Here is a 23717-nt window from a genome sequence, read left to right on the forward strand (position 1 = left end):
CCTGATTCAGGTGTTAACCCATAGCTGCATGTGCTGCGCGCTTTAAATAAAACACCGCGTCAACTAATGATTGCCGTTGTTTTTTTGTGTGATCGAGTATAGGAATAAGAAAAAACTGCCAGCAATGGGAAAGCTATTCCGTGTGCACTAAGTGCACATCAGCATGAGGCCGTAAATTCCATGACCCAAGAAAAAGAAACGGAATACAAGGCGGTACGCGGGCTTATCCGTGGACTGGCGTTAATCAATACGCTGAGCCACAGCGGCGGTGAATTGAGCATTAATCAACTGTCACAGCAGAGTGGTTTGCACCGCACGACTGTGCGCCGATTGCTGGAAACCCTTCAACAAGAGGGCTACATACAGCGCAACAGCTCAGACAGTAGTCTTTACCAGCTGACATTGAGGGTGCGTGAGCTGAGCGAAGGTTTTCGTGATGAGCAGTGGATCTCGGCGTTGGCGGCGCCGCTGCTGGGTAATCTTTTGCAGAAGGTGCTCTGGCCTACTGACTTATGCACCCTGGACGGTGACGCCATGCTGATACGCGAAACCACTCATAAATTTAGTCGACTGTCGTTTCACAGTGCGATGGTCGGGCGTCGGCTGCCAATGCTTCATACCTCCGTGGGGCGGGCTTATCTGGCCTTTTGTCTGGATGAAGAACGCGAAAATATTCTGAAACTCTTGGCCGCGCGCGACGATGAGGAGGGCGCGTTGGCCAGAGACCGCAGCTATATCAACCGGTTGGTAGAGCACACGCGAAAGGCGGGTTATGGGGAAAACTATGCGCACTGGCGCTTAGAAAACCGTATTGCGGCTATCGCTCTGCCCATTCACAACCAGGAACATCTCTTGGGCTGTCTCGGTCTGGTCTATATCGCCAAAGCCATGCCTATTCAGGAGGCAGCAAAGCGCTATTTACCCATGATGCGTGAAACCGTTGACCAGATCGAAACGCGCTGGAGGCAGTTTGAGGCGGGTGACCCGTCGGCTTTGATCTTGGCTCCCTAAGACCCTGTGTGCACTTAGTGCACGACATTGTCGTTTTCCGTTGCTTCTGCAAACCGCGATTGGCTACTGTTGAAGCCTGTTTTCAGTGGTACTTGTCTCGATCTAACGAGGCCGTTTCCACTCCAAGAAAATGGTTAGCCCGCTCCTATCAAGGTGCAGAATGAATAATTATAAAAGCGTTTGGAAATATCTGTTTCGAACCCCTCATCGTCTGGATTGGGTTGATGTCAATGGGGTCGGCACTCGTTATATGGAAGCAGGTAAGGCAGGTGCTCCGGTATTGATTCTGCTGCATGGCACTGCCGGCAGCCTGGAAAATTTTTGCGCCAACTATCAAGCCTATGCCGAGCATTTCCATGTGTTTGGTATTGATATGTTGGGCTGCGGGGCCACTGACAAGCCTGACCATGATTACCTGATCGAACACTACGCCGCACATGTAGAAGGTTTTATGCAGGCCAAAGGCATCGGCCGTGCCTCCATTGTGGGGGTGTCGTTGGGGTCTTGGGTGGGTGCAGCCGTTGCACAAACATATCCGGAGCTCATTGAGAAACTCGTCATGGTCGCTCCGGCCGGGATAATTGTTGATGCCGAAGAAGAGCGCCGTGTGGCTGAAGGCGTACGTAAGCGCCGCAGCGTGGCCGCCAGCAGTCCAACGTGGGAGACCGTGCGTGCCGCCATGGGTGGGTTGATGCTCAAGCCGGACGACTTGATCGACGACCTGATCGGTATTCGTCTGGACATCTACCAAGACCCCCGTATGCAGGCCGCCATGCCTCATCTGCTGGCCTTCTGCCTCGGTGGCCAGGATCTGTCCATTGAACAGTGGCGCGCTCTGCAATTGCCCATTCTGAGCATCGCCGCAGTCGAAGCGCCGAATATGTTCCTGCGCAATGCATACGCTATTGCAGAGACCGCACCTAACGTCACTTTGGTGGAAATGCAGGGCTGTGATCACTGGGCACAATTCGAACAGCCTGAGGCGTTCAATAAGATCAGTATTGAATTCTTGCTGGCCTGATCAGGCGTCGTTTGCTTGCCCGAGTTGTGCCAGCGTGGCATTTATTTACCTGATTTAGGACACACCCAGTGAGCCAATGGAATACACGGCCCCGCCTGACTCATGTGGGTATCTACTGTTACCGACTAGACCTGATGGTGCCTTTTTATCAACGTTGGTTCGGCATGTTGATCTCCGACCACGGAATCGCTTCATCCGGTGCTCAGGTGGTTTACCTGACAATAGATGCCGATGAGCACCATCAGATCGCGCTCATCAGTGGTCGAAATACAGCGTTGTCGGCCTTTAACCAGGTGTCGTTCCGCATCGACAGCCTGGAGCAGTTGCTCTTGCTTGCGCGGGAAATGCACGCCGCTGACGTGACGATTATTGAACAGAAGGATCATGGCAACGCATGGAGCTTTTATGTTGCTGATCCAGAAGGCAACCGGCTGGAACTCTATTGCCCAACGCCTTGGCATGTTAGCCAGCCGACCTGGTGGTCGCTGGATTTATTGACCGATGAGCCCGCGATCCTTTTTGCCAAAACCCAGGCCCTTATCCAGGAAACGCCGGGTACACGACTACGTTCCGAGTGGTCCAGTGAAATGCTGGCGAGTTTGAATGCGCGAAGTGTGCCGATGGTGAATGAGAATAAAAAATGACGGATTACCAAAGCATCTGGAAACACCTGTTCCGCACACCGCATCGCTTGGCATGGATCGACGTCGATGGTGTCAGTACGCGTTATCTGGAAGCTGGCAAGCCAGACGCCCCGGCACTCATCCTGTTGCACGGAGCTACCGGCAGCCTGGAATATTTCTGCGCCAACATAGCGCCGTTGGCTGAGCACTTCCGAGTGATCGCCTTGGACATGATGGGCAATGGTCTCAGCGAAGCACCGGATTATCCGTATACCCCCAGCGTGTACCGCCATCACGTACGCGATTTTATGGATGCCATGCAGATCGAGCGTGCCAGTTTCATCGGGGTGGCCCTGGGATCGGCGATTGCCATTCATATGGCTTATCACTTCCCGGAACGGGTCGAGAAGGTGGTGATGGTGTCGCCGGGCGCAATTGTGGTGAATGAGGCCGAAGTCGGCCAGTTTATCTCCGGGGTGAAAGAGCGCCGTGGTGCTGCTACCGAAAGCCTGACCTGGGACAACGTCGAGAAGATCGTTTCGGCACTGTACTTCAATCCAGCAAAGAGTCTGATGCCGGACATGGTCAGCGCGCGCCTGGAGTGCTACCAGGGCGACAATCTGAAAACCCGCATGGCCAACATGATGTCGTCGGCGCAACCGGAACAGTTCTTGAGCCACGACCAGTGGCGCGCCCTGCAAACCCCGATACTGGTTATCGCCGCGGTAAGCATCAAGCACATGTTTGTCGACAATGCGCGAAAGATCGCCGAGATCGCGCCGAACGCCTCGCTGGTAGAAATCCCGGAATGCCGTATTTGGGCGCACTTTGAGCAGCCTGAAGCCTTCCATAGCGCTGCAATCCCATTTTTAACAGCCTGACTATTTCCCGCCCCACCGTTTTGCGGGGCGTAATAAGGATAAGAACCATGTTGAATTCAGCACTGATTATCGAACTGGCCACCGAGCTGCACCGTGCCGAGCAAAGCCGCGTGCAAATCGAACACTTCTCCAAGCGTTTCCCGGAGATGACCGTCGAAGACGGTTATGCCATCTCCCGTGAGTGGGTCAAACTCAAGTTGGCTGAAGGCCGCGTGATCAAAGGCCACAAAATCGGTCTGACCTCGCGTGCCATGCAGATCAGTAGCCAGATCAGCGAACCGGATTTTGGCACTCTGCTGGATGACATGTTCTTCTCCCAAGGCAGCGACATTCCCGTTTCGCGTTTTATTGCCCCGCGGGTTGAAGTGGAGCTCGCCTTTATCCTGGCCAAGCCGCTGAAAGGTCCGAATCTGACCATGTTCGACGTGCTGGCTGCCACTGACTATGTGGTTCCGGCGCTGGAAATCATCGACTCGCGTATCGAACAGTTCGATCGCCACACCAAAGCACCGCGCAAGGTGTTTGACACCATCTCCGACAACGCGGCTAACGCAGGCATCGTCCTCGGAGGTCGCCCGGTCAAACCCGATGCCGTCGATCTGCGCTGGGTCAGCGCACTGTTGTACAAAAACGCCGTGATCGAAGAATCCGGTGTGTCAGCGGCCGTACTGAACCACCCCGCGACCGGGGTGGCATGGTTGGCCAACAAAATCGCAGCTTACGGCGAGAGCCTCGAAGCAGGGCAGGTGGTGTTGGCAGGTTCCTTTACCCGTCCGGTTGGCTGCGTTGCGGGTGACCACATCCACGCTGACTACGGTCCGCTGGGCAGCATTTCCTTCCGCTTTGTTTAAGTCAGGTGAAGCATGAGCCTAGTGCCACGGTTACATAATGCGTTCAAGCAAGCCCTGCGCGACGGCAAACCGCAAATCGGGTTGTGGGTCGGTCTGGCCGATGCGTATGCAGCCGAACTGCTGGGTGGTGTTGGTTATGACTGGCTGCTGATCGACAATGAGCATGTGCCCAATGACCTACGCACGTCGTTGGCTCAGATGCAGGGCATTGCCAGCGCGGTGCATGCGGTTCCTGGTAGCGTTGATAGCCATCCGGTCGTACGTCTGCCGGTGGCCGATGCCACCTTGGTCAAGCAGTACCTGGATATTGGCGCGCAGACCCTACTGCTGCCGATGATCGATACGGCCGAACAGGCTGCTGACGCCGTGAGCTTTATGCGCTATCCACCAGAAGGCATTCGTGGGATGGGCAGCGGAATTTCCCGATCTTCGCGCTGGCACCGCTTTAGCAACTATGTCAGCGAGGCCAACGAGCAGGTCTGTCTGCTGGTACAGGTGGAGACCTGCGAGGCCATCGCCAACCTTGATGCGATCGCGGCTACTCCAGGGGTGGACGGGGTGTTTATCGGTCCGGCGGATCTGTCGGCATCCATGGGTTTCGTTGGCCAAACGTCACACCCACAGGTCTGTGCGGTTATCGACGAGGCTATCGGACGTATCCGTAAGGCAGGTAAGGCCGTGGGTATCCTCTGCGCCAATGAAGAACTTGCCAAACACTACCTTAAGCTTGGCGCGCAGTTTGTTGCCGTGGGCGTCGATACCTCGCTGCTCAACGCCGCCGCCAAAGGTTTGCTGGCGAAGTTCAAAGATGCCGCGCCAACAACACCGGTATCCAGTTCCGGTTATTAAGACGCCGCGGCGCTAAACGCAGGCCACGCAACTCTAATGGTGCGTGGCCTGTTTCGCTTTTACCGACGGTAATAAAACACGCAAAGGTGATAAGTGACCACACAGGCTGTGCTCGACCCTCGTACTGCACGCTTGCTGCCTTGGTTGGTGGCGGTGGCGTTCTTCATGCAAGCATTGGATGGCACTATTCTCAATACCGCATTACCGGTAATGGCCATCGACTTGGGAGAAAACCCGCTGCGCATGCATGGCGTGTTGATCGCCTATCTAATTACCGTGGCCATACTGATCCCGGCTTCGGGCTGGTTGGCAGACCGCTTTGGTAGCCGCAAGATTTTTTACACGGCGATCATGTTGTTTTGCCTTGGCTCGTTGCTGTGCACCCAGGTCGATACGCTGGATTCGCTGATCATTGCGCGCATCATCCAGGCGGTGGGTGGCGCGCTGATGATGCCCGTTGGGCGGCTGGTGGTATTGCGCGCCTATCCGCGCCGCGACCTGGTGAGGGTCATGAGCTTTGTCACACTGCCTGGACTGGTCGGTCCGCTGATTGGCCCAACCATTGGCGGATGGCTGGTGGAGTACGCCAGCTGGCGCTGGATTTTTGCCATCAACCTGCCCATCGGTTTGCTTGGCGCCTACGCCACTTGCAAGCTGATGCCGGATTTTCGCCCAGCCAGGCGTCCGCGCTTTGATGTGGCGGGTTTCGTGTTGTTCGGCGCATTTACACTGTCGATCATTCTTGGTATTGAAAGCCTGTCCCAGGATTCACTACTAGCCCCGGGCTGGCTGCTCGGCATCGCGGTGGCCGCGCTGGCGCTGTATTCGTTGCATGCCTCACGCAGCAAACACCCGCTTTTTGCTCTGTCGCTTTTTCGCCTGCGCAGCTTTTCCGTCGGTATCAGCGGCACCCTGATGTCGCGTTTGGGCAGTGGGGCGATGCCGTTTATAACGCCGTTGATGATGCAGGTGGGCCTTGGCCATTCACCCTCGGTGGCGGGGATGAGCATGATCCCGCTGACCTTGACCGGTATGGCCACCAAACCGTTTATGAGCGGGATGATTCGGCGTTTCGGTTATCGTGCGGTGCTCAGTTGCAACACCCTGGCTCAAGGGGGGCTGATTTGCAGCATGGCATTTGTCGGGCCGCAAACATCGATGTGGCTGATTGTCGCTCTGCTGTCGCTGATTGGTGTCGCTAACTACATCCAGTTTACCGCCATGGGTACCGTGACCCTGACCGAACTGAGTGATCATCAGGCAAGCAGCGGCACCAGCTTGATGTCGGTAACTATCCAACTGTCGATTGGCGTGGCTATTTCGATGGCTGGTGCATTGTTGGTGGCATTTAATCCGGGTGACGGGGCGTTGGCACAACCGAGTGTTATGGATGCCTTCTCCATGGCTTATCTCAGTCTCGGTGCGCTAACCATTATGTCAACACTGCTGTTCCTGCGTTTACCGCGTAAGGTTTAGAAAAAATAAGAGAAAGCACTATGGCTGGGAGGAATCGTGAACACTCTCATTGAAATGGTTATGGAAATAACTTGAACAGTGAATCACCTATGCGGGCACCGTAGATGCATTCAGTGGCTGCTATTGGCCGATTCTGTTGAAAAAGTAGCTCCCCCGTCTGGCCTGCGGCAAAATTCGCGCATCGGCCAACAGGGAAGCACGCAGCATGATGGGACAGTTATCGAGCGGGCAGGAACGGCTGTTTTACTCGTTCAACCTTGAAGATCACATCCCCGCCAATCACCTTCTGCGCAGCATTGATCGGTGTCTCGATCTGAGCGACTTGCGCCATTACCTCGCCGATTTTTACAGCCCAATTGGGCGTCCTTCGATTGACCCAGAGTTGATGATCCGCATGCTGATCGTGGGCTATTGCTACGGCATTCGCTCAGAGCGGCGGTTGTGCGAAGAGGCCCATTTGAACCTGGCGTATCGCTGGTTCTGCCGGTTAAGCCTTGAAGATGAAGTCCCCAACCACTCGACCTTTTCCAAGAATCGACACGGCCGTTTTCGGGACAGCGAGCTTTTTCGCTGACTGTTCAATGAAGTGCTGCGTCGCTGCATGGACGCCGGTCTGGTCAAGGGCGAAGGCTTTGCCGTCGACGCCAGCATCATCAAAGCGGATGCGAGTCGGCAGCGCGGCGTACTGGGAGATGAACAGGTCAACTGGAGCGATCCAGCCCTGAGCACCCGCGCCGTGCGTGAGTATCTGAGGCACTCGATGAAGAGGCTCTGGCCGAAACGCTACCGAAGCGCCTGTCGCTGACGGATCCTCAGGCCCGCTGGACCGCTGCTCCAGGCGGCCCAGCTTTTTACGCTTACTCCACGAATTATCTGATCGATACCGAGCACGGCGTGATCATGGATGTCGAGCCCACACCGGCTCATCGAACCGCAGAAGTCGAGAGCACCAAGACGATGATCGAACGGGTCGAAGCGCAGTTCGACATCAAGCCGGAGCGCCTCATTGGCGATACCGCTTACGGTACCGCGCCGATGCTGGCCTGGATGGTGGAGGAAAAAGACATCGAGCCGCATGTGCCGGTGTGGGACAAAACCGAGCGCAAGAACGACAGTTTTTCGAGCAACGATTTCCACTGGAATGAAGAGGCCGAGGAATACCGCTGTCCGGCCGGCAACGTATTACGCAGCGAATGGCGAGCCTTCAAAAACGAGCGTTCGCACGTCACCAAAGCCAACACCATCATCTTCCGATCCCGGCAGACCGACTGCGTAGCCTGTCCGCTGAAAGCCAAGTGCTGCCCGAACACTTCGATTCGCAAGATCGTCCGCAGCGTCCATGAAGCCGCTCGTGATGTGGCTCGGCGAATCGCAGCGTCACCTGCGTACATGCGCTCTCGCCACGAACGCAAGAAGGTCGAAATGTTGTTTGCCCACCTCAAGCGCATCCTGAAACTGGATCGCTTGCGACTACGCGGCATGAGCGGCGCAACCGATGAATTCACGCTGGCCGCTGCGGTGCAGAACCTGCGTCGGTTGGCCAAATTTACCTCTCAAGGGCCACCGGTTACGGGATAGGTGCGTCTGCACTAAGCCAAAAACCTCAAACTAACCCAATAACAACGCAGCAAAGGTCAACGAAGGGCCGAAAAACCACTCAATGTGGTGAGTAGGTTCTTCGGTGGTGGTCGTGCCTGAGTTCAGGTGATCTGAAAATCCGACTTTTTCAACAGAATCGGCCGTTTTCTGCCAGTCGTGAAGGGTAGAGATCGAACCAATGCTTCCTGGCTGTGGCTGAGCTGGAGAAAGTGTCAAGTAATGACGAACCGACAGCAATGAGCTCACCAGCTCGTGCGACAACATCAAGAGTCTCGTCTTTACCCGGACAGTGGGTGCCGCGCGCCTTTACAGGCGCTGATGCAGCCAATCGCCACACCCTAATACGACGAAAAATAGAGGGCATGGCGCAAAAGTCGCCGAAAAAGGCACTTTGCGATGAGTGCCTTCCATTTGATGGGCGTTAGCATGGGACTAATGGCTTTTTTCGTCTCGAGGTGAGTATCCAAAAGCTTCCTTGAACCGGACGGAAAAAAGCGCCTGGCTGGAAAAACCACAGTTGTAGGCCACTTCCGCAATGGTCGTGGGCCGAGCCTTGTGCAGCGCATTCTCACGCAGAAGCTTTTGAGCGTGCCTGAGCCGAGCAAGACGAAGTTCTCGCCCGAACGTCGTATCGTGAGCCTGGAAAACCTTGTGGACATAGCGGATGGAAACGCGGTGAGCTTGAGCTGCTCGCTCAGGTGCAAGATCCGGGTCGTGAAAGTTTGCCGCGATATACGCCATGACACGGTGAAAGAAGTGATCGATGACCGTTCGTGAATCCACCGCTGCATCGGTCTCCGGTACATCCATCATCAAGAAAGCCAATTCCAGCAATCCTCTCTCCAAGCTCCTGACATGCTCGGGGGAAAGGCAGGAGGCGTTTTCCAATGCTTGCAACGCGAATTGCGTTAGCAGCGGCACAAAACGCGAATTTGCGACGTCGACGCGGCCGCAAAGCGTATCAATTTTCGGACACATCGCCCTGAATTGGTCAGCCGGTATCTTGACCGTTACGTTTCTCGTACCGTTGGGGATATCCATCTGATAGGTTTCTGCGGAATTTAAGACAGAGACCTGGCCTGGCGCAACGTCTCCAAATCGACCCAGGTGTGTGAAATGCTCAGTTTTCAGGGTCGGCATGACTAGCGCGAAAAAATCCGAATCATCGCGTCCGGTATGTACTTTGCGGCGCACAGCCCGTTGCGCATCAGCGGCAAAGCGAGTAATTCCGACCGCGCCGATCTGGGTGGATTCAATGACTCCGCAGAACGATGCCGGGTTGTAGGCCGCCACGTCTATCGGGTAGTAGACATCGCTCATGAAATCCTGCCAGGCAGCAAGACGTCTTTGTGGATGAACCTCGCCCGTCGAGAACCGGGTTATCAAATGTAACGAATCCACACGCCCTCCTAAAAAAATCACTGCCCTAGAAGCTCAAGCAAGCCCTATGCCATGACTTCCAGGCCAGCCTAGTCAGCCATCGGAAGCTCCGTTTCATATTTCGATAATAACCGGTGGATGCCTAAGTCCAGTTAAAGCGGACCAATGGTGCGGAAGCAGAGGTATGCCATGAGCCGTTGCTCAGTAGGTGAGCCGGTTGCGAGCAAAGACCAGACTCGTGCATCCACTCTGCGCACCGTGCACGCTGACGAAAATCTTGGTTCTCTCATGCGATAGATCGCGGGGGGCGGTCCATCGGACGATATCGCTACCGGTACAGGGGGTCAGCGTATCTCCTCCGGACTAACGCTCCGCAACGCGGCCAGGCGCATTTTTGGATATCTGCGCAATCGACTGACAAGCAAGAGAAAAGTATGAACACAACAATAACTACCGCACTGAGGGAATGACCATGCGTACCTCCTCAGATCGCGAAGCTGAATTGGCCGCTTTGTTCCAGGCTCGGTTTTTTGAGCGCCTGCGTGACGACTGCGACTCTGGTGTGATCGGCGCCTACGAACGGTCTCCGCTCGGGCCACACGATGACAAGACTCGAAGGGTCGTGCGTGGGCTAGGCGGGGCGTCTATAGCCGGCAAGGCGATTGTCATTTCGCTGGGTATCGACGGGCCATGGGGCGTCGGGAACATTGTGATTGGAGAGCCAGGCAACTTCGTTCGAAGTCCAGGCATTTTCCTGACTTACGACGATGCATTGCGTCACGTTTTTTCGCTTCGATGCCGAGCCCTTTTCGCTGCCGAGTCGCGCGAAACGGATTCTCAGTCGCATAACGGATGAAATGAGAATGAACCAGGTCAGTCAGCAAATTTTCGGCTATAGCGACGGATTCTCTGTGTCGCCGGGTGAAAGTCTTTCTTTCAAGGTAAGTTGCGAAGGGGTCGCGCGATATGACGCCTCGCTCGTGAAGCTTCGACACGGGTTTACGGGGGAGTCGGGCCCCGGTTTCCTTGAGACGCCTGTTGAGTCGTCGTTCGAAGGAAGCTACGAGGGTATCCAGCATGTGTGCCAGCCGGGCTCTTATGTGGAAATCACTGACACGCAAGGACTTCTGCGATCCCCTAACGGTTTGGTTATTGAAGCCCATGTCTATCCGACACTGCCGCAAGGCACGCGCTCGGGTAACTTCGGGGCCTACCACGTAACGCAGAATTCATTTGAGAGTGATTCGAGTCTACAGGCCATTTTGGGAAACTGGTCCGTGGCAAGTTGTTCTGGCTACGCCCTTGTACTGGAGGAAGGGCGGCCAACGTTTATATGGGTGGCAGATGGTGAGACAAAGAAAGTTTCATTGGCAACGCCACTTATTGCACACCAGTGGTATCGCGTCATAGTCAGTGTCAAATCGGATGCCGGGACGGTCTGCCTGGAGCAGACACCAATTGACAACATCATGAACCGTCTCTCAGCGAGTGCCAGTGCCTTGTGCGCAGAATCACGTACTGTCCCGTTCGGCGTGAGACTGACTGAAAGCCAAGCCCCCTTCAGGTTCGGCACGAGACTGACTGAAAGCCACCCCCCCTTCAGGATCGGGGCGCTGGCCTTTCAGCAAGACGGTCGATGGCTGGCGAATGCAGCCTACAACGGAAAAATAGGTGGAGTCCGCATTCTGCGTCCCTCTCTCGGCGATGCGGCTGTTTCCGAGCTGGCCGCCTGGCACTTTGGCAAGAGCCTTCGTGACGATGGCCTGTTGCTCAGCGATGTTGTAGACGTGTCCGGAAACGGTTTGCATGGACGCTGCTTCAACGCGCCGACACGGGGAGTGGCGGGCCATAGGTTTAAGGGGTTGAGCGACGACTTTCGGCGGGCACCTGACGAGTTTGATGCGATCCATTTTCACGACGATGACATCACCGACGCCCAGTGGCCAACGGCGTTCAAGATTCAGGTCCCAGACGATCTCGCGAGTGGTGTATACGCCGCGAAACTGAGCAGTGCAGGCGTTGAACAATACATCCCGTTTTTCGTCAGGCCGGGACGTCAGAAACGCGAAGTGGCGGTGCTTTTCTCTACGGCGACTTATCTGGCGTACGCCAACGACCGAATAGCCTTTGAAGCCAATGGCGCGGAAATCATCGTCAGTCGGACACCAATCATTGATCGTCAAGATCTGACGCTTCAAGACCATCCTGAATTCGGACGTTCCTGTTATGAAATCCATAACGATGGCTCTGGCGTCGTCTTCGGCAGCACTCGGCGCCCCATCCTGACGCTCAACCCCAAACACCGCGCCTGGTTCCAGGCAGAGGGCGTATGGGGGCTTCCTGCTGATCTCTGCATCGCTCATTGGCTCGACACAATCGGTTGTGAATTCGACGCGCTGACGGATGAAGACCTCGATCGCGAAGGCGTCGACCTGCTCAAGGACTACAAGGTTCTAATCACGGGCAGTCATCCAGAATATGTGACACGCAACGAACTCAACGCGATCGAGGCTTTCACTGGGAACGGCGGACGCTTGATGTACTTGGGCGGAAACGGTTTTTTCGCAACCGTTTCATTTGATCCGGAAGAGCGGCATGTCATGGAGTTGCGCAGGTCAGATGCGGGTACACGCCCCCACGAGTCGCCGTTTGGCGATCGCCGCCACCAGACCTCCGGTGAAATGGCCGGTCTATGGCGCAACAAGGGAAAGGCGCCGCAGCGACTGCTAGGCGTGGGGTTCGCCGCGCAAGGCTTCGACCGCTGCACGTATTACGAACGCCTCACCGACAGCTACGACCCACTCGCCGCATTTGCGTTTGAGGGGATTGGCAGTGACGAGCGCATTGGCGACTTTGGAATCATGGGCGGTGGTGCCGCCGGCGCGGAGATCGACCGGTACGATCCGTCATTAGGGGCCCCACCGGGTGCGCTTGTCCTGGCGACTTCCGGGCCATTGTCGGATGCCTATCTTCTCGCCGCCGAGGACGTCTACGAATCAATCCCTGGCATTGGAGGGACCGAGCAGTCTCGCGTTCGCGCGGACATTGTTCTGTGTCCATTGCCAGGAGGGGGCGGCGTGTTCTCAGTGGGATCAATTGCCTACACCGGTTCACTTTCCCACAACCGTTACGACAACAATGTCGCGCGACTCACCGGCAATGTGCTCAAGCGGTTCCTGCACCCTGAAGCGCTGGACGTCATCATCGATTGCAATTGACCGTCCATTCAAATGCATGAGTGCGGAGCCCGGCCGATGCTTGGCCTCGGGGAGCGGACCATGCTGCGGTGTATACATTGATCGGACCCAAGGGGCAGCCACGCCCGGCTGCTCTTTGGGCGCGACAAGTTCATGGCAATAAAGGCGCCGTGCACTCACACGAAAAGCGCGGTTCGCTGGTTCGATAGTCGACAGTAAGAGGGGCTCCTAAACTGAATTCATCGAACGTCAAAAGACCCATCTTGGTGTTTGAGTGAATAGGTCCTTTCCAGTCCCGATGTGCAAATAACAAAAGCGGTACGCGGTTCCACAGCAAATGCTGGCGACACGCGGCAACCGTAACTAAATAATGTCCGGGTGAAGATCCGGGCCAGTCGTCAAGGGGCAACAAAAATGAGCGATACCTTGGTCGTACCCAATGATAATCGTCAACTCAGCAAAAAACTTTCGCTGACGGACGTCCTTGTCTACGGGTTGCTTTACTTCGTTCCGATTGCTCCTGTCTCTGTCTTTGGAGCGATTCACAACACGTCCAATGGACTGACTGCGCTGACTTATACGCTGGCTGCCATCGCGATGGTGTTCAGTGCAATCAGCTACAGCGAAATGGCGAAACGAATCCCTCTCTCGGGATCGGTCTATTCATATGTGACAAAGGGCACCAATGCCACATTCGGCTTTATGGCCGGATGGGCCATCTTGCTGGACTATCTGTTGCTTCCCGCGTTGCTGGCGGTTCTAGGTGCAGCGGCCTTGCAACCTTTGTTTCCCGGCATCGACAAGGTGGTTTGGTTAGGGATTTTCGTCGCTGTGCCCATGATCGTTAATCTGTTCGGTATCACAGTTAATGTAAATGTGGGAAAGGTGCTGCTGGTCATCCAGCTGGTTGTCCTCTCGATTTTCGTCGTGTTTGCGGTTGGCCTTATTGCCGGAGGAACGGTTTCCAAGGAGCAACTGTTAGCGCCTTTCTATAACCCGTCGCAATTTAGTATGTCCGCCGTGTTTGGCGCCGTACCAATCGCCGCTCTGAGCTTTATTGGTTTTGATGCTGTTTCGACGCTGAACGAGGAGGCCGAGGGGGGCGGTAAAACCGTATCGCGGGCAACGATGTTGTTGCTGGTGATCGTGACCGCGCTGTTCGTTGCGCAAGTCTACCTGGCGTCTGTGTTCGTTCCCCTGGGGTCGAAATATCAGGACGGCGCCGTTGATGTTGCCTTTTACACGGTCAGCACCCAAGTGGTGGGGACGTGGTTCCTACCGGTCATCACTTTGACGAATGCACTGATAGCTTTGCTGGCTAATGCACTTATCTCCCAGGCCACCACGACAAAAGTCATCTACTGCATGGCACGCGATAAAAAGCTGCCTCGTGTGCTCGCCAAACTTAATAAAAATGAAGCACCAACGACCGCGTTATACCTGGTCGCTGCGCTCTCGCTGGTGATTGCCATTGTCGGCAAAGACCAGATTGAGACCATCGTAACGATGGTCACGTTCGGCGCATTGTGTGCCTATGTGATGTTGCATGCTTCTGTCATCGCTTTCTTCAGGGGTAAGACTGATCGCTCGTTCTTCAGACATCTCGTTTCCCCTGTACTGGGTGCGGCCGTCCTCTGCTACGCACTGTTCAGCGCGAACTCGAACGCCCAACTCGTCGGTGTCGCATGGCTCGTACTCGGTGGGATCGTCGCGTGGATTCTGAAAGGCAAGAACTCGTTGGACATACCCGTATAGAGCCTCTCTGTGACTTTAAGGCTGCATGAAAAACCATGTGGCCGATACGCAAACCTGTCGTGACTCCCCAACTGGACGGCTGACTTAGTCAGCAACTTATTGTCCGTTAAATCTAAATTCTTTCTGAGTGCAGGCATCTGGCGCCTGCACTCATTGGAGACGCCTATGCACATTAAAATGCTCATCAACGGCGAATTGGTCGCAGGCGAAGGCGAGCGACTCGCGGTCATGAACCCTTCTCTGGGGACCGCACTAGTGGACATTGCTGAGGCTACGCCCGCGCAGGTTGATTGCGCAGTGCAAGCCGCTGACGCCGCCTTCGAAAGCTGGTCCCAGACCACGCCAAAGGATCGCTCGCTGTTGTTGCTCAAACTGGCTGACCTCATCGATAGCCATGCCGTAGAACTGGCCCGGCTGGAATCGAATAATTGTGGCAAGCCTTACGCGGCAGTCTTGGGCGACGAACTGCCTGGCGTGTCCGATGTGTTTCGTTTTTTCGCGGGTGCGAGTCGGTGTTTGCAAGGCTCGGCGGCGGGCGAGTATTTGCCAGGTCATACTTCGATGATTCGGCGCGATCCCGTGGGTGTCGTCGCCTCGATCGCGCCTTGGAACTATCCACTGATGATGGCCGCGTGGAAGCTGGCTCCCGCCTTGGCGGCCGGCAATACCGTTGTCCTCAAACCTTCCGAACAGACACCGCTGACGGCGCTTAAGTTAGCCTCGTTAATGGTCACGGTTTTCCCTGCTGGCGTGGTCAATGTTGTGTTCGGACGAGGGCCCAATGTAGGCAAGCCGCTCACTACCCACGAGAAAGTTCGGATGGTCTCACTAACGGGGTCAGTGGCCACCGGCAGTCATATCATCGCCGGCACCGCTGACACCGTTAAGCGTATGCATATGGAATTGGGAGGCAAAGCCCCCGTCATCATTTTCGACGACGCAGACATCGATGCGGCTGTAGAGGGCATACGTAGTTTCGGTTTCTATAACGCCGGCCAGGATTGCACCGCAGCCTGCCGGATCTATGCGCAAAAAGGCATTTACGCTCGCCTCGTTGAAAAGCTCGGCATCGCCGTATCCAGTATCAAGTTTGGTCTTCAGGATGATCCTGAGACTGAGCTGGGGCCTCTGATCACCCAACAGCACTTGGACCGCGTTGTCGGCTTCGTGGATCGAGCACGGTTACTGCCACACATAGAAGTCGTGACGGGCGGGAAACGCGTGGAAGGTTCCGGTTACTTCTTCGAGCCCACGGTACTTGCCGGCGCGCGGCAAGACGACGAAGTGGTGCGCCGGGAGATTTTCGGCCCGGTGGTTTCCGTGACCGAATTTGAAGACGAGGCGCAGGCACTTTCTTGGGCAAACGACTCTGATTATGGCCTGGCATCATCGGTGTGGACCTCTGACGTAGGGCGAGCTCACCGTCTTGCGGCGCGCCTGCAGTACGGCTGCACTTGGGTCAATACCCATTTCATGCTGATGAGCGAGATGCCACACGGTGGTGTAAAGCAATCCGGCTACGGCAAAGACATGTCGATGTACGGATTGGAGGATTACACCGTGATTCGCCACGTGATGGTCAAGCACTGACCGAACGGTGGCGCCGACTCTGCGGCCACACGAATGCTGAAACGCACAAGCGCGCAGTCTTGCTTCTGCAGGCTGCGCGTAGTGCCAACGCCGAGTAGGTGGAAGCACTTATCTGACAGACAAAACATATTGTTCATCCATGAGGCAGTCCCATGTCTATTCGCTTGAAGATCGTGCTTTTATCCGGGCTCTGCCTGATCGGGGTGATGGGCCTGATCGTCGGCATGAATCTTTATCAAAGCAATCTGAACAAGCAGATGATCAGTCAATCCAGCAGCCAGATGCTGACCGGCAGTGGCGAGAACCTGCTACTGGCAAAAGCTGCTGAGCAGGCTGCGAATTTACAGAAGACCTTCGGTACCGGCCTGACCGTCATCACTGCTCTGGCCGACGAGGCGAACGATTTGCGCAATATTGCAAACCATCGTGGACTAACAGCCGCAGCACTGCGGGAAGAACTCAATCAAAGCATCAAGACCACATTCGAGCGCAATCCCGGAGTGCTGGGTGTATGGCTGGTCTATGAACGTAATGCCTTAGATGGAAAGGACGCCGAGTTCGCCCATGATACGGCCCGTGCGTCGAATGAGTCGGGGCGCTTCGCCAGTGCACCGGTCAGGTGATGAGCCTGCAGATCAACGAGAGCGACCTTGGCAGGGCTTGCCGCCCAGATCGGCACCAAAGCAGACCATAGCTACAAGGCCTTCATTGACCACCAAGACGAGGAAAACGCACAAAATTGCAGCAGCAATGCGCCACTTGTCACGAAAGCCGTGATCAGTCGAAAAACGCCGACCAGTCGCCCTCGAACCCTTTGTGCAAACAGCGTCGGCCAATGCATACCCGCATCATGCCTTCGCGGCCACCTTCTCCGACCAGAACGCGTGATAGGCGTCCCTAGTTCGCTGCACCCCGGCCCGGCGTTGCTCCACCAGTTGGGCGGGGCTTAGATCCAGGAGGCTAAGCCCACGGCGTTCGAGCTGGCCAAAGTAGCGGTTATCGGCGCCGTTACAGAAGTTGCAGGCGCAGACGATGTACGCCTCTTCATCGCGCTGTGGGTGGCCCTTAGGTAGCAGGTGATCCCACGACATCGCCGCCCAGGCATCGAAGGACGCCGTCCCATCGAGTCCGCAATACACACACTTGAAACCGTCACGCTGAAGTACCTTGAAGGCATAACCGCGCAGGCTATCACTGTACTTTTTCATGTCGCCACCTCGCCAAACATCGAAAAGTCGCCCTCGAACCCTTCTCTAAACATATGCCGATTTCTGCCTGTAGCGTCCGACTGATAACGACCCAAGGGAGTCGGTAAGCTGAGCCAAGGTAAGCGATGGGCTGCGCATGTATCTCCCAAGAGCTCTTGATTGCTATCTGGTTCTTGGGTCTGCTCTCAGACAGTTATCAACAGGAGAGATGTTGCTTTGATGGTGATCCGCATTGATCGCGGCATTAGCCATTGTTGCGGTATTCCTATCAATCTGTATGAGTAATTTGTTGTTCGAGTACATCAGTATCCACAACGCATGAAGAGGAACTACGAACAAAAACATCAGGATCAGCCCGACGAACCCGAACAATAGATAGGACCCTGGTGATGCAATCGAGATGGTTGCCGCGCCAAGTCCTAGGCTTACACCGGAGCCGGTATCACGAAAATACGCTAATGCAATACCACCAACGACTCCTAGCAGCATGGACAGCCAGATGTGCGCGAGCACGATAACCTGCATCGTTTTGATGATTAGTGAATTCATAGCAAGCCCCTATCAATCGCATTACCTCGTGATCGTGAGGAGAAGTTTTACAGAGGGTGCGGTTGCCGGCCTTTCATTAGGCGACAGCGCGTTTTCAGTTCATGACAATACATAACCTTCGATCTGATATTTCATATGAAGGTGCCAAAGTCAGTTCTGCGGGCCAACCCCGATCTCCGGACGTACCGTGCCTTTATCAGCGTTGTTGAAATTTGCTGCTGAGGATAGAGAAGTGCGAAATTCTGATCGTCAGCTATTGGCCGTTCTCTACCGGTCACCGCCACAAAGCGTGGTGGTCAAACTTGATGCAAATGGTTGGTCAGGTCGAATGCAAATGAATGGACAAGTTTGGGCAATTATCTAGTTCAAAAGGTACACCCTGAGACCCATGTACCAAGCAATGTAGTTAGACCAGCTCAAAGGTGTTGCTCAAATTTGAGCTATGCCACATATTATGATCCACACATTACGAGCCAGGTCGGGGCAACATGGCAGTCATCGGGTACATCAGAGTCAGCACGGGCGAGCAGAGCGTCGAGTCTCAGCGTCACAACATAGAGCAATTGCACAAGGTCGAGGAGTGGTTTGCGGACGAGGCCGTGTCCGGTGCGGTGCGGGCTGCTGACCGGACGGGGTTTGCCAAACTGCTCGGCTATGTGCGCAAGGGCGATACCCTGATCGTTGGCGCCGTCGACCGCCTTGGGCGCGATACGCTGGACGTGCTGGCCACCGTCGAAGTGTTACAGAAGAAGGGCGTGGCGATTATCAGTCAGCGCGAGGGCTTCGACCTATCCACGCCAATCGGCAAGGCCATGCTGACCATGCTGGCGGCTGTGGCCGAGTTGGAGCGCTCCAATATTAAGGCCCGGCAGATGGCGGGCATTCAGCGCGCGAAGGCAGAAGGCAAGGCCCTGGGTCGGGTAAAGACCATCGACGACAATCAGGTTGTCGCCTGGAGGAAGGATAACGGGGCCAGCATCGCCGCCACGGCTGTGCAATTCGGGATATCTGTTGCGAGTGTGAAGCGGGCATGCCGGCCGGCTGTCGCTACCCTGTAGCGCGCTTGGCCTCGTGAAATGTACTAGGCCAGTCAGCAAGGGCGGTAGCAGTGCAGGTTTAGATTACGCGTCGGTTGAGCATGCAGCTAGCCCTCTAGCTGCTATACCCAGCGCTCCGGACTGAATAGCATCGAGCACCAGGCTGCCATGCGGGTGGGTGTGCCTTTCACAGCGCCAAAGCGCATGCACATACCGACGCACTTCAGCCGGAGGCATCTGACCCAGCCGCTCGGCTGGCCGCGAATGGATGCCAGCCATATCGAACCCGTCCGCAGATAGATCACCGTGCACTAGCTGCAGTGCGTAGGCCTCGTTCAGTGCAGCGTCGTACTCCGGCAGGGAAAACCATGCATCCAAGGAAATTGCGTGCCCAGTTGCGCGAAAGGCCGTCTCAAGCTTGCGGATCGTTTCCGCATAACAGTTCAGCGCCTTGCTGTCTGGCAGCGGCGGAAGCTTGCCCTTCTCCCTCATACTCGAACCCCTGCAAATAGTCGTGGTGTGTACTTAGGCACCCATTGGGCGCTCAAGGTCTGGACAGTAAGTGAGGTAATTGCTCGCTCAAGCTTCTAGCATTTGATGGAGATTACAAATTGGCGCATCACCGACTTACCGCTCCGGATATTCATGCATCTCGCGCAGTACGTCGATGGATGGGCGTACGGTTATCTCGGCATTTTTGAGCAGAATCGAATAATCTCAGCACCGGGATTGACGCCCATCTGACTTGTTGGCCACCTCTGCCTGACCTCAACCATTCCCCGTCCCCTTATCGAGACCCGCTGAATGCCGCAGTTCGTCCAAAATGGCCCCAACATTCCCGAAAGCTTGCTGCAGGCGCACGAAGAGGGGCGCGTGGTGTTCTTTTGCGGTGCGGGCATCTCCTACCCTGCACGCTTGCCGGGATTCGGGGGGTTAGTGGACAAGCTGTATAGCGAGTTGGCGCCGTTCCCGAGTGCGGTGCAGCAAGCGGCAATCAAGTCCCAGCAGTACGACACCGCCGTGGGGCTGCTTGAGGCAGACGTCGGGCGCGAGAAAGTTCGGCGGACTATGGCTGACATTCTCACTCCGGACCTGACCTCGCCCAAGGCCACTGCAACCCACCAAGCGCTTTTGAACCTGGGCAGGACTCGCGAAGGGCGCATGCGGTTGATCACTACCAACTTCGACCGTTTGTTCGAGGAGGTGATCGCCACGGCGCCCTATCCGGTCCACCCCTTTCAAGCACCACTGCTGCCCGTGCCAAAAAATCGGTGGGACGGGATGGTGTACCTTCACGGGCTACTGAGCAAAGCTCCCACAGAGGGTGAACTGAATCGTCTGGTGATTTCCAGCGGTGATTTTGGCCTGGCCTACCTCACTGAGCGGTGGGCCGCACGCTTCGTCAGCGAGCTGTTTCGCAATTACACCGTCTGTTTCGTTGGATACAGCATCGCTGATCCAGTGCTTCGGTACATGATGGATGCCCTTGCTGCTGATCGTCTGCTTGGCGAGTCGCCGCCGCAGATGTACGCCTTCGGCAGTTTCGCTAAGGGCAAGGAGGAAACTCGCTCCAACGAGTGGAAGGCCAAGAACGTCACACCGATCCTCTACATGGAACACAACCGTCATGCCTATCTGCACAAGACCCTGCAGGCATGGGCGGCAACCTACCGCGACGGTGTGCGCGGCAAGGAACGCATCGTCGTTGAAAGCGCGATTGCTCGCCCTCTGGCAAGCACTACACAAGACGACTTCGTCAGCCGACTACTCTGGGCGCTGAGTGATCTTAACGGCCTGCCAGCCAAGCGCTTCGCCGAGCTTGAACCGGTGCCTTCGCTGGATTGGCTGGAGCCGCTGAGTCATGCGCGCTTCGGCCATATTGACCTGGGGCGTTACGGTGTTCCACCAAAGTCCGGAGTTGATGTAAAACTCGCCTTCAGTTTGCTGTCCAGGCCCACGCCGTATCAGCTAGCCCCTCTCATGACCGTCGCAGATGCTGGCGCTCGCGGCAGTGAGTGGGACAGCGTGATGAGAGAGCTGGCCAGGTGGTTAATCCGTCATTTGAATGACCCAAAACTGGTGCTTTGGCTCGTCAATCGCGGAGGCCGCTTGCACGACGAGATGGGAGTGTGGATTGAGCATCGCTTGGAGGAGTTGGCCAATCTGGAGCGCGAGGGAAAAACGGACGAGTTGGCGCACATTCGTGCTGGTGCCCCCAACGCAATTCCCGGCCTCTGGATGCGTACCCTCTGGCGACTATTGCTCCGCGGGCGCGGTAAGACCTGGATCCGCGAACTGGACCTATACCGTTGGCGCGATCGGTTTCTTCACGATGGGCTCACCAACGCCCTGCGCATGGAACTGCGGGATTTACTGACGCCACGCGTTTCGCTGCGTGAGCCGTACCGTGTTGGAGTCGAGGAAGATGAAGGGCAGGAGCCGGAGCGCCTCAAGGATTTGGTTGAATGGGAAATTGTGCTGTCGACGGAGAACGTCCATTCCAACCTGAAGGATTTGTCCAGAGACGAACGCTGGAATGGAGCACTTCCTGGGTTGCTCACCGATTTCACTGGCTTGTTGCGAGACGCACTCGATCAGATGCGAGAGCTGGGGGGCGCTGATGACAGGAGTGACCGCACCTACATCCAGCAACCATCAATCGATGTGCATCCACAGAACAACGAGTACAACGAATGGACGGCGCTGATCGACCTGACGCGGGATGCCTGGCTGGCCACGGCCGCGGTTTCACCGGCGCGTGCAGCCCTCGAGGCAGAAGTCTGGTGGACCACCCCGTATCCTGTCTTCAAGCGCCTAGCTTTTTTTGCTGCAACGAAAGGTGATGTCATAGACAGCCGCCGAGCGCTTGACTGGCTGTTGGCGGATGGTCACTGGTGGATTTGGTCATCGGAGACCGAGCGTGAATCCACACGTTTGCTGGTTGCCTTGGCGGAGAAAGGCGATCCTGCGATGGTTCTGGAACTTGAACAAGCGATTCTCGCCGGTCCGCCTAGCACAATGTTCTATGAGAACACTGATCCTGAGCGGCTGGCTCGTATCCTGGAGCGGGAAGTTTGGCTACGGCTGGCAAAGGTCGCCGGCGCCGGTGCCACGTTGAGCACGGAGGGGCAGCAGCGCCTGGATACGCTCAACCAACAAAACCCAGACTGGGTTTTAGAGCCAGATCAGAGAGACGAGTTTCCTTTCTGGACAGGAGGTGACGATGAGTGGCGAAAATTCACTGCCACACCACGCCGACGCCGTGAACTGATCGAGTGGTTAAAACAGCATCAAGAGAATGACTACTTTCAACATGACGACTGGAGGGAGCGTTGCCGCGATAATTTTGCAACCACGGCCTGCGCTTTGTGGGCACTGGCGCAAGAGGGTGTTTGGCCGGCTGGTCGTTGGCGCGAGGCGCTACAGGCATGGTCTGAGGGCAAGCTCGTCGCCCGTGCCTGGCGATACATGGCCCCCGTTTTGTCTGGGACCCCGGATCTTGCCCTGGAACCGCTTACCCACGCTGTGAGCTACTGGCTGAGTACCATCGCGAAAACTTTTGTGGGCCACGAGGAGGAATTTTTCCTTCTCGGGCATCGTGTTCTGGAGCTGCACAGCCGCGACGGCAGTGACACGGACGACCCTGTTGGACGTGCCATCAATCATCCCGTGGGGCAAGTCACCGAGGCGTTTCTCGATTGGTGGTATCGGCAGTCTTTGCAGGATGGGCAAGGATTGCCTGTAGAGATTAAACCCACGTTTACAGAGCTCTGCGACACGAACATCGAAAAGTATCGTCATGGACGTGTCTTGCTCGCGGCCCATGTGATTGCACTGTTTCGGGTTGACCGTGAATGGGCCGTGGAACACCTGCTGCCACACTTTGAGTGGTCGCTATCGGAGCAGGAAGCTCGCGCGGTTTGGGACGGGTTTCTGTGGTCGCCCCGCCTATATCGCCCTCTTATGGAGGTGCTGAAACCTGCGTTTCTGGACACAGCCCGCCATTTTGTTGCATTAGGCAAGCACGGCGGGCAATACGCCTCCCTTTTGACCTTTGCCGCACTGGACCCGGGCGACACGTACACGTCCTCCGAGCTTGCGGGTGCCATCCGAGCACTGCCTGCAGAGGGGTTGCAGTACGCAGCAAATGCGCTGGTTAATGCACTGGAAGGGGCGGGTGATCAGCGTGCCGACTACTGGGCGAACCGCGTGGCTCCCTATATCAAAAACCTTTGGCCAAAGAGCCGGGACCTCATGTCGCCGGCGATTGCGCAAGTCATGTCACGGTTATGTGTTGCAGCGGACGACGCATTCCCTGAGGCGTTGGAGATGCTTCGTGCGTGGCTACAACAACTGGCACATCCTGATACCGCGGTGCGTATGCTCAATAGGTCCGGACTCTGCGCGAAATTCCCTGAACCGGCCCTGGATTTTCTGAGCCAGGTGGTTGGTGAGCAAACCCAGTGGCTGCCGAACGAGCTATCCACATGTATGGACGTAATCCGGACCGCTGCGCCAGATCTGGAGGCGGATATTCGCTACGAACAGTTGCTGATACTCCTACGCATGCGTGGGCGGGGATGACAAAGACAGAGGACGAGGGGCTGAAGTCGATCTACAGGGTTCACTGAATCTTCTTACAACCGGCCGGAGAGTTGGGCGGGGCATGTCACCGGCCGAATAATCCGGC

16 protein-coding genes and 2 pseudogenes are annotated in these 23717 nt (G+C 56.0%); 14 read left to right on the plus strand and 4 right to left on the minus strand.

What is annotated here, in order from left to right; translation table 11 throughout:
* The first annotated feature begins 180 nt into the window (after positions 1-180).
* The 8 genes and pseudogenes from KGA88_RS16560 to KGA88_RS16595 all read left to right on the plus strand — a co-directional run bounded on the left by KGA88_RS16560 (position 181) and on the right by KGA88_RS16595 (position 8290).
* The gene (locus KGA88_RS16560; protein ID WP_223592729.1) at positions 181-1011 is read left to right on the plus strand and encodes a DNA-binding transcriptional regulator; all 831 of its coding nucleotides are present in this window, start codon (positions 181-183) and stop codon (positions 1009-1011) included.
* Between the two features lie 160 nt (positions 1012-1171).
* On the plus strand, positions 1172-2032 hold the full coding sequence (locus KGA88_RS16565) for an alpha/beta fold hydrolase (protein ID WP_223592731.1): 861 nt from the start codon (positions 1172-1174) through the stop codon (positions 2030-2032).
* Positions 2033-2100: 68 nt separating this feature from the next.
* On the plus strand, positions 2101-2676 hold the full coding sequence (locus tag KGA88_RS16570; protein WP_223592746.1) for a VOC family protein: 576 nt from the start codon (positions 2101-2103) through the stop codon (positions 2674-2676).
* Entirely contained in the window at positions 2673-3536 is an 864-nt protein-coding gene (locus KGA88_RS16575; RefSeq protein ID WP_223592749.1) for an alpha/beta fold hydrolase, read from the plus strand. Before KGA88_RS16570 ends, KGA88_RS16575 begins: the two co-directional genes overlap by 4 nt.
* Before the next feature lie 47 nt (positions 3537-3583).
* Entirely contained in the window at positions 3584-4387 is an 804-nt protein-coding gene (gene hpaH, locus KGA88_RS16580; protein ID WP_223592752.1) for a 2-oxo-hept-4-ene-1,7-dioate hydratase, read from the plus strand.
* A 12-nt stretch (positions 4388-4399) separates the two neighbouring features.
* A complete protein-coding gene (locus tag KGA88_RS16585) occupies positions 4400-5236 on the plus strand; it encodes an aldolase/citrate lyase family protein (RefSeq protein WP_223592759.1) in 837 nt (278 codons plus the stop codon).
* Positions 5237-5329: 93 nt separating this feature from the next.
* On the plus strand, positions 5330-6712 hold the full coding sequence (mdtD, locus tag KGA88_RS16590) for a multidrug transporter subunit MdtD (RefSeq protein WP_223592761.1): 1383 nt from the start codon (positions 5330-5332) through the stop codon (positions 6710-6712).
* Positions 6713-6917: 205 nt separating this feature from the next.
* Positions 6918-8290: pseudogene (locus KGA88_RS16595) on the plus strand (transposase).
* Positions 8291-8320: 30 nt separating this feature from the next.
* Here the strand turns inward: KGA88_RS16595 and KGA88_RS16600 are convergent.
* Entirely contained in the window at positions 8321-8575 is a 255-nt protein-coding gene (locus KGA88_RS16600) for a hypothetical protein (RefSeq protein WP_223592764.1), read from the minus strand.
* Positions 8576-8743: 168 nt separating this feature from the next.
* Positions 8744-9712, minus strand: a complete 969-nt coding sequence (locus KGA88_RS16605; RefSeq protein ID WP_223592773.1) for an AraC family transcriptional regulator — start codon at positions 9710-9712, stop codon at positions 8744-8746.
* Between the two features lie 842 nt (positions 9713-10554).
* Here KGA88_RS16605 and KGA88_RS16610 point away from each other — a divergent pair.
* The 4 genes and pseudogenes from KGA88_RS16610 to KGA88_RS16625 form a co-directional block, all read left to right on the plus strand.
* Positions 10555-12909 (plus strand): N,N-dimethylformamidase beta subunit family domain-containing protein, encoded by a 2355-nt coding sequence (locus tag KGA88_RS16610; protein WP_223592776.1) that lies wholly within the window; start codon positions 10555-10557, stop codon positions 12907-12909.
* Positions 12910-13302: 393 nt separating this feature from the next.
* A complete protein-coding gene (locus KGA88_RS16615; protein ID WP_223592784.1) occupies positions 13303-14643 on the plus strand; it encodes an APC family permease in 1341 nt (446 codons plus the stop codon).
* A gap of 165 nt (positions 14644-14808) precedes the next feature.
* On the plus strand, positions 14809-16233 hold the full coding sequence (locus KGA88_RS16620; protein ID WP_223592786.1) for a gamma-aminobutyraldehyde dehydrogenase: 1425 nt from the start codon (positions 14809-14811) through the stop codon (positions 16231-16233).
* A 152-nt stretch (positions 16234-16385) separates the two neighbouring features.
* Positions 16386-16841, plus strand: a pseudogene (locus KGA88_RS16625) (chemotaxis protein); the annotation flags it as partial.
* Between the two features lie 240 nt (positions 16842-17081).
* On the opposite strand, the gene KGA88_RS16630 reads toward KGA88_RS16625, so the two are convergent.
* Together KGA88_RS16630 and KGA88_RS16635 are read right to left on the minus strand one after the other, a co-directional pair.
* Positions 17082-17441, minus strand: coding sequence for an HNH endonuclease (locus KGA88_RS16630; protein WP_223592789.1), 360 nt, complete (start codon positions 17439-17441; stop codon positions 17082-17084).
* A 162-nt stretch (positions 17442-17603) separates the two neighbouring features.
* Complete coding sequence (locus tag KGA88_RS16635; protein WP_223592792.1) at positions 17604-17990, minus strand: hypothetical protein; 387 nt, start codon at positions 17988-17990, stop codon at positions 17604-17606.
* A 488-nt stretch (positions 17991-18478) separates the two neighbouring features.
* Between KGA88_RS16635 and KGA88_RS16640 the strand changes: the two genes are divergently transcribed.
* Positions 18479-19048 (plus strand): recombinase family protein, encoded by a 570-nt coding sequence (locus KGA88_RS16640; RefSeq protein ID WP_223592795.1) that lies wholly within the window; start codon positions 18479-18481, stop codon positions 19046-19048.
* 783 nt (positions 19049-19831) lie between these two features.
* Positions 19832-23611, plus strand: a complete 3780-nt coding sequence (gene dsr1, locus KGA88_RS16645) for an anti-phage defense-associated sirtuin Dsr1 (protein ID WP_223592804.1) — start codon at positions 19832-19834, stop codon at positions 23609-23611.
* The last annotated feature ends 106 nt before the right edge of the window (positions 23612-23717 follow it).

It is taken from the genome of Pseudomonas sp. A-R-19, from assembly GCF_019956575.1.
In the GTDB taxonomy this organism is placed as follows: domain Bacteria; phylum Pseudomonadota; class Gammaproteobacteria; order Pseudomonadales; family Pseudomonadaceae; genus Aquipseudomonas.

Bases quoted from the DNA above. Each gene is read 5' to 3' on its own strand.
- KGA88_RS16610 (WP_223592776.1), top strand. From the start codon at position 10,555: ATGAACCAGGTCAGTCAGCAAATTTTCGGCTATAGCGACGGATTCTCT.
- KGA88_RS16620 (WP_223592786.1), top strand. From the start codon at position 14,809: ATGCACATTAAAATGCTCATCAACGGCGAATTGGTCGCAGGCGAAGGC.
- KGA88_RS16560 (WP_223592729.1), top strand. From the start codon at position 181: ATGACCCAAGAAAAAGAAACGGAATACAAGGCGGTACGCGGGCTTATC.
- KGA88_RS16615 (WP_223592784.1), top strand. From the start codon at position 13,303: ATGAGCGATACCTTGGTCGTACCCAATGATAATCGTCAACTCAGCAAA.
- KGA88_RS16640 (WP_223592795.1), top strand. From the start codon at position 18,479: ATGGCAGTCATCGGGTACATCAGAGTCAGCACGGGCGAGCAGAGCGTC.
- hpaH (WP_223592752.1), top strand. From the start codon at position 3,584: ATGTTGAATTCAGCACTGATTATCGAACTGGCCACCGAGCTGCACCGT.
- KGA88_RS16600 (WP_223592764.1), bottom strand. From the start codon at position 8,575: ATGTTGTCGCACGAGCTGGTGAGCTCATTGCTGTCGGTTCGTCATTAC.
- KGA88_RS16635 (WP_223592792.1), bottom strand. From the start codon at position 17,990: ATGAATTCACTAATCATCAAAACGATGCAGGTTATCGTGCTCGCGCAC.
- KGA88_RS16575 (WP_223592749.1), top strand. From the start codon at position 2,673: ATGACGGATTACCAAAGCATCTGGAAACACCTGTTCCGCACACCGCAT.
- KGA88_RS16585 (WP_223592759.1), top strand. From the start codon at position 4,400: ATGAGCCTAGTGCCACGGTTACATAATGCGTTCAAGCAAGCCCTGCGC.
- KGA88_RS16630 (WP_223592789.1), bottom strand. From the start codon at position 17,441: ATGAAAAAGTACAGTGATAGCCTGCGCGGTTATGCCTTCAAGGTACTT.
- KGA88_RS16565 (WP_223592731.1), top strand. From the start codon at position 1,172: ATGAATAATTATAAAAGCGTTTGGAAATATCTGTTTCGAACCCCTCAT.
- dsr1 (WP_223592804.1), top strand. From the start codon at position 19,832: ATGCCGCAGTTCGTCCAAAATGGCCCCAACATTCCCGAAAGCTTGCTG.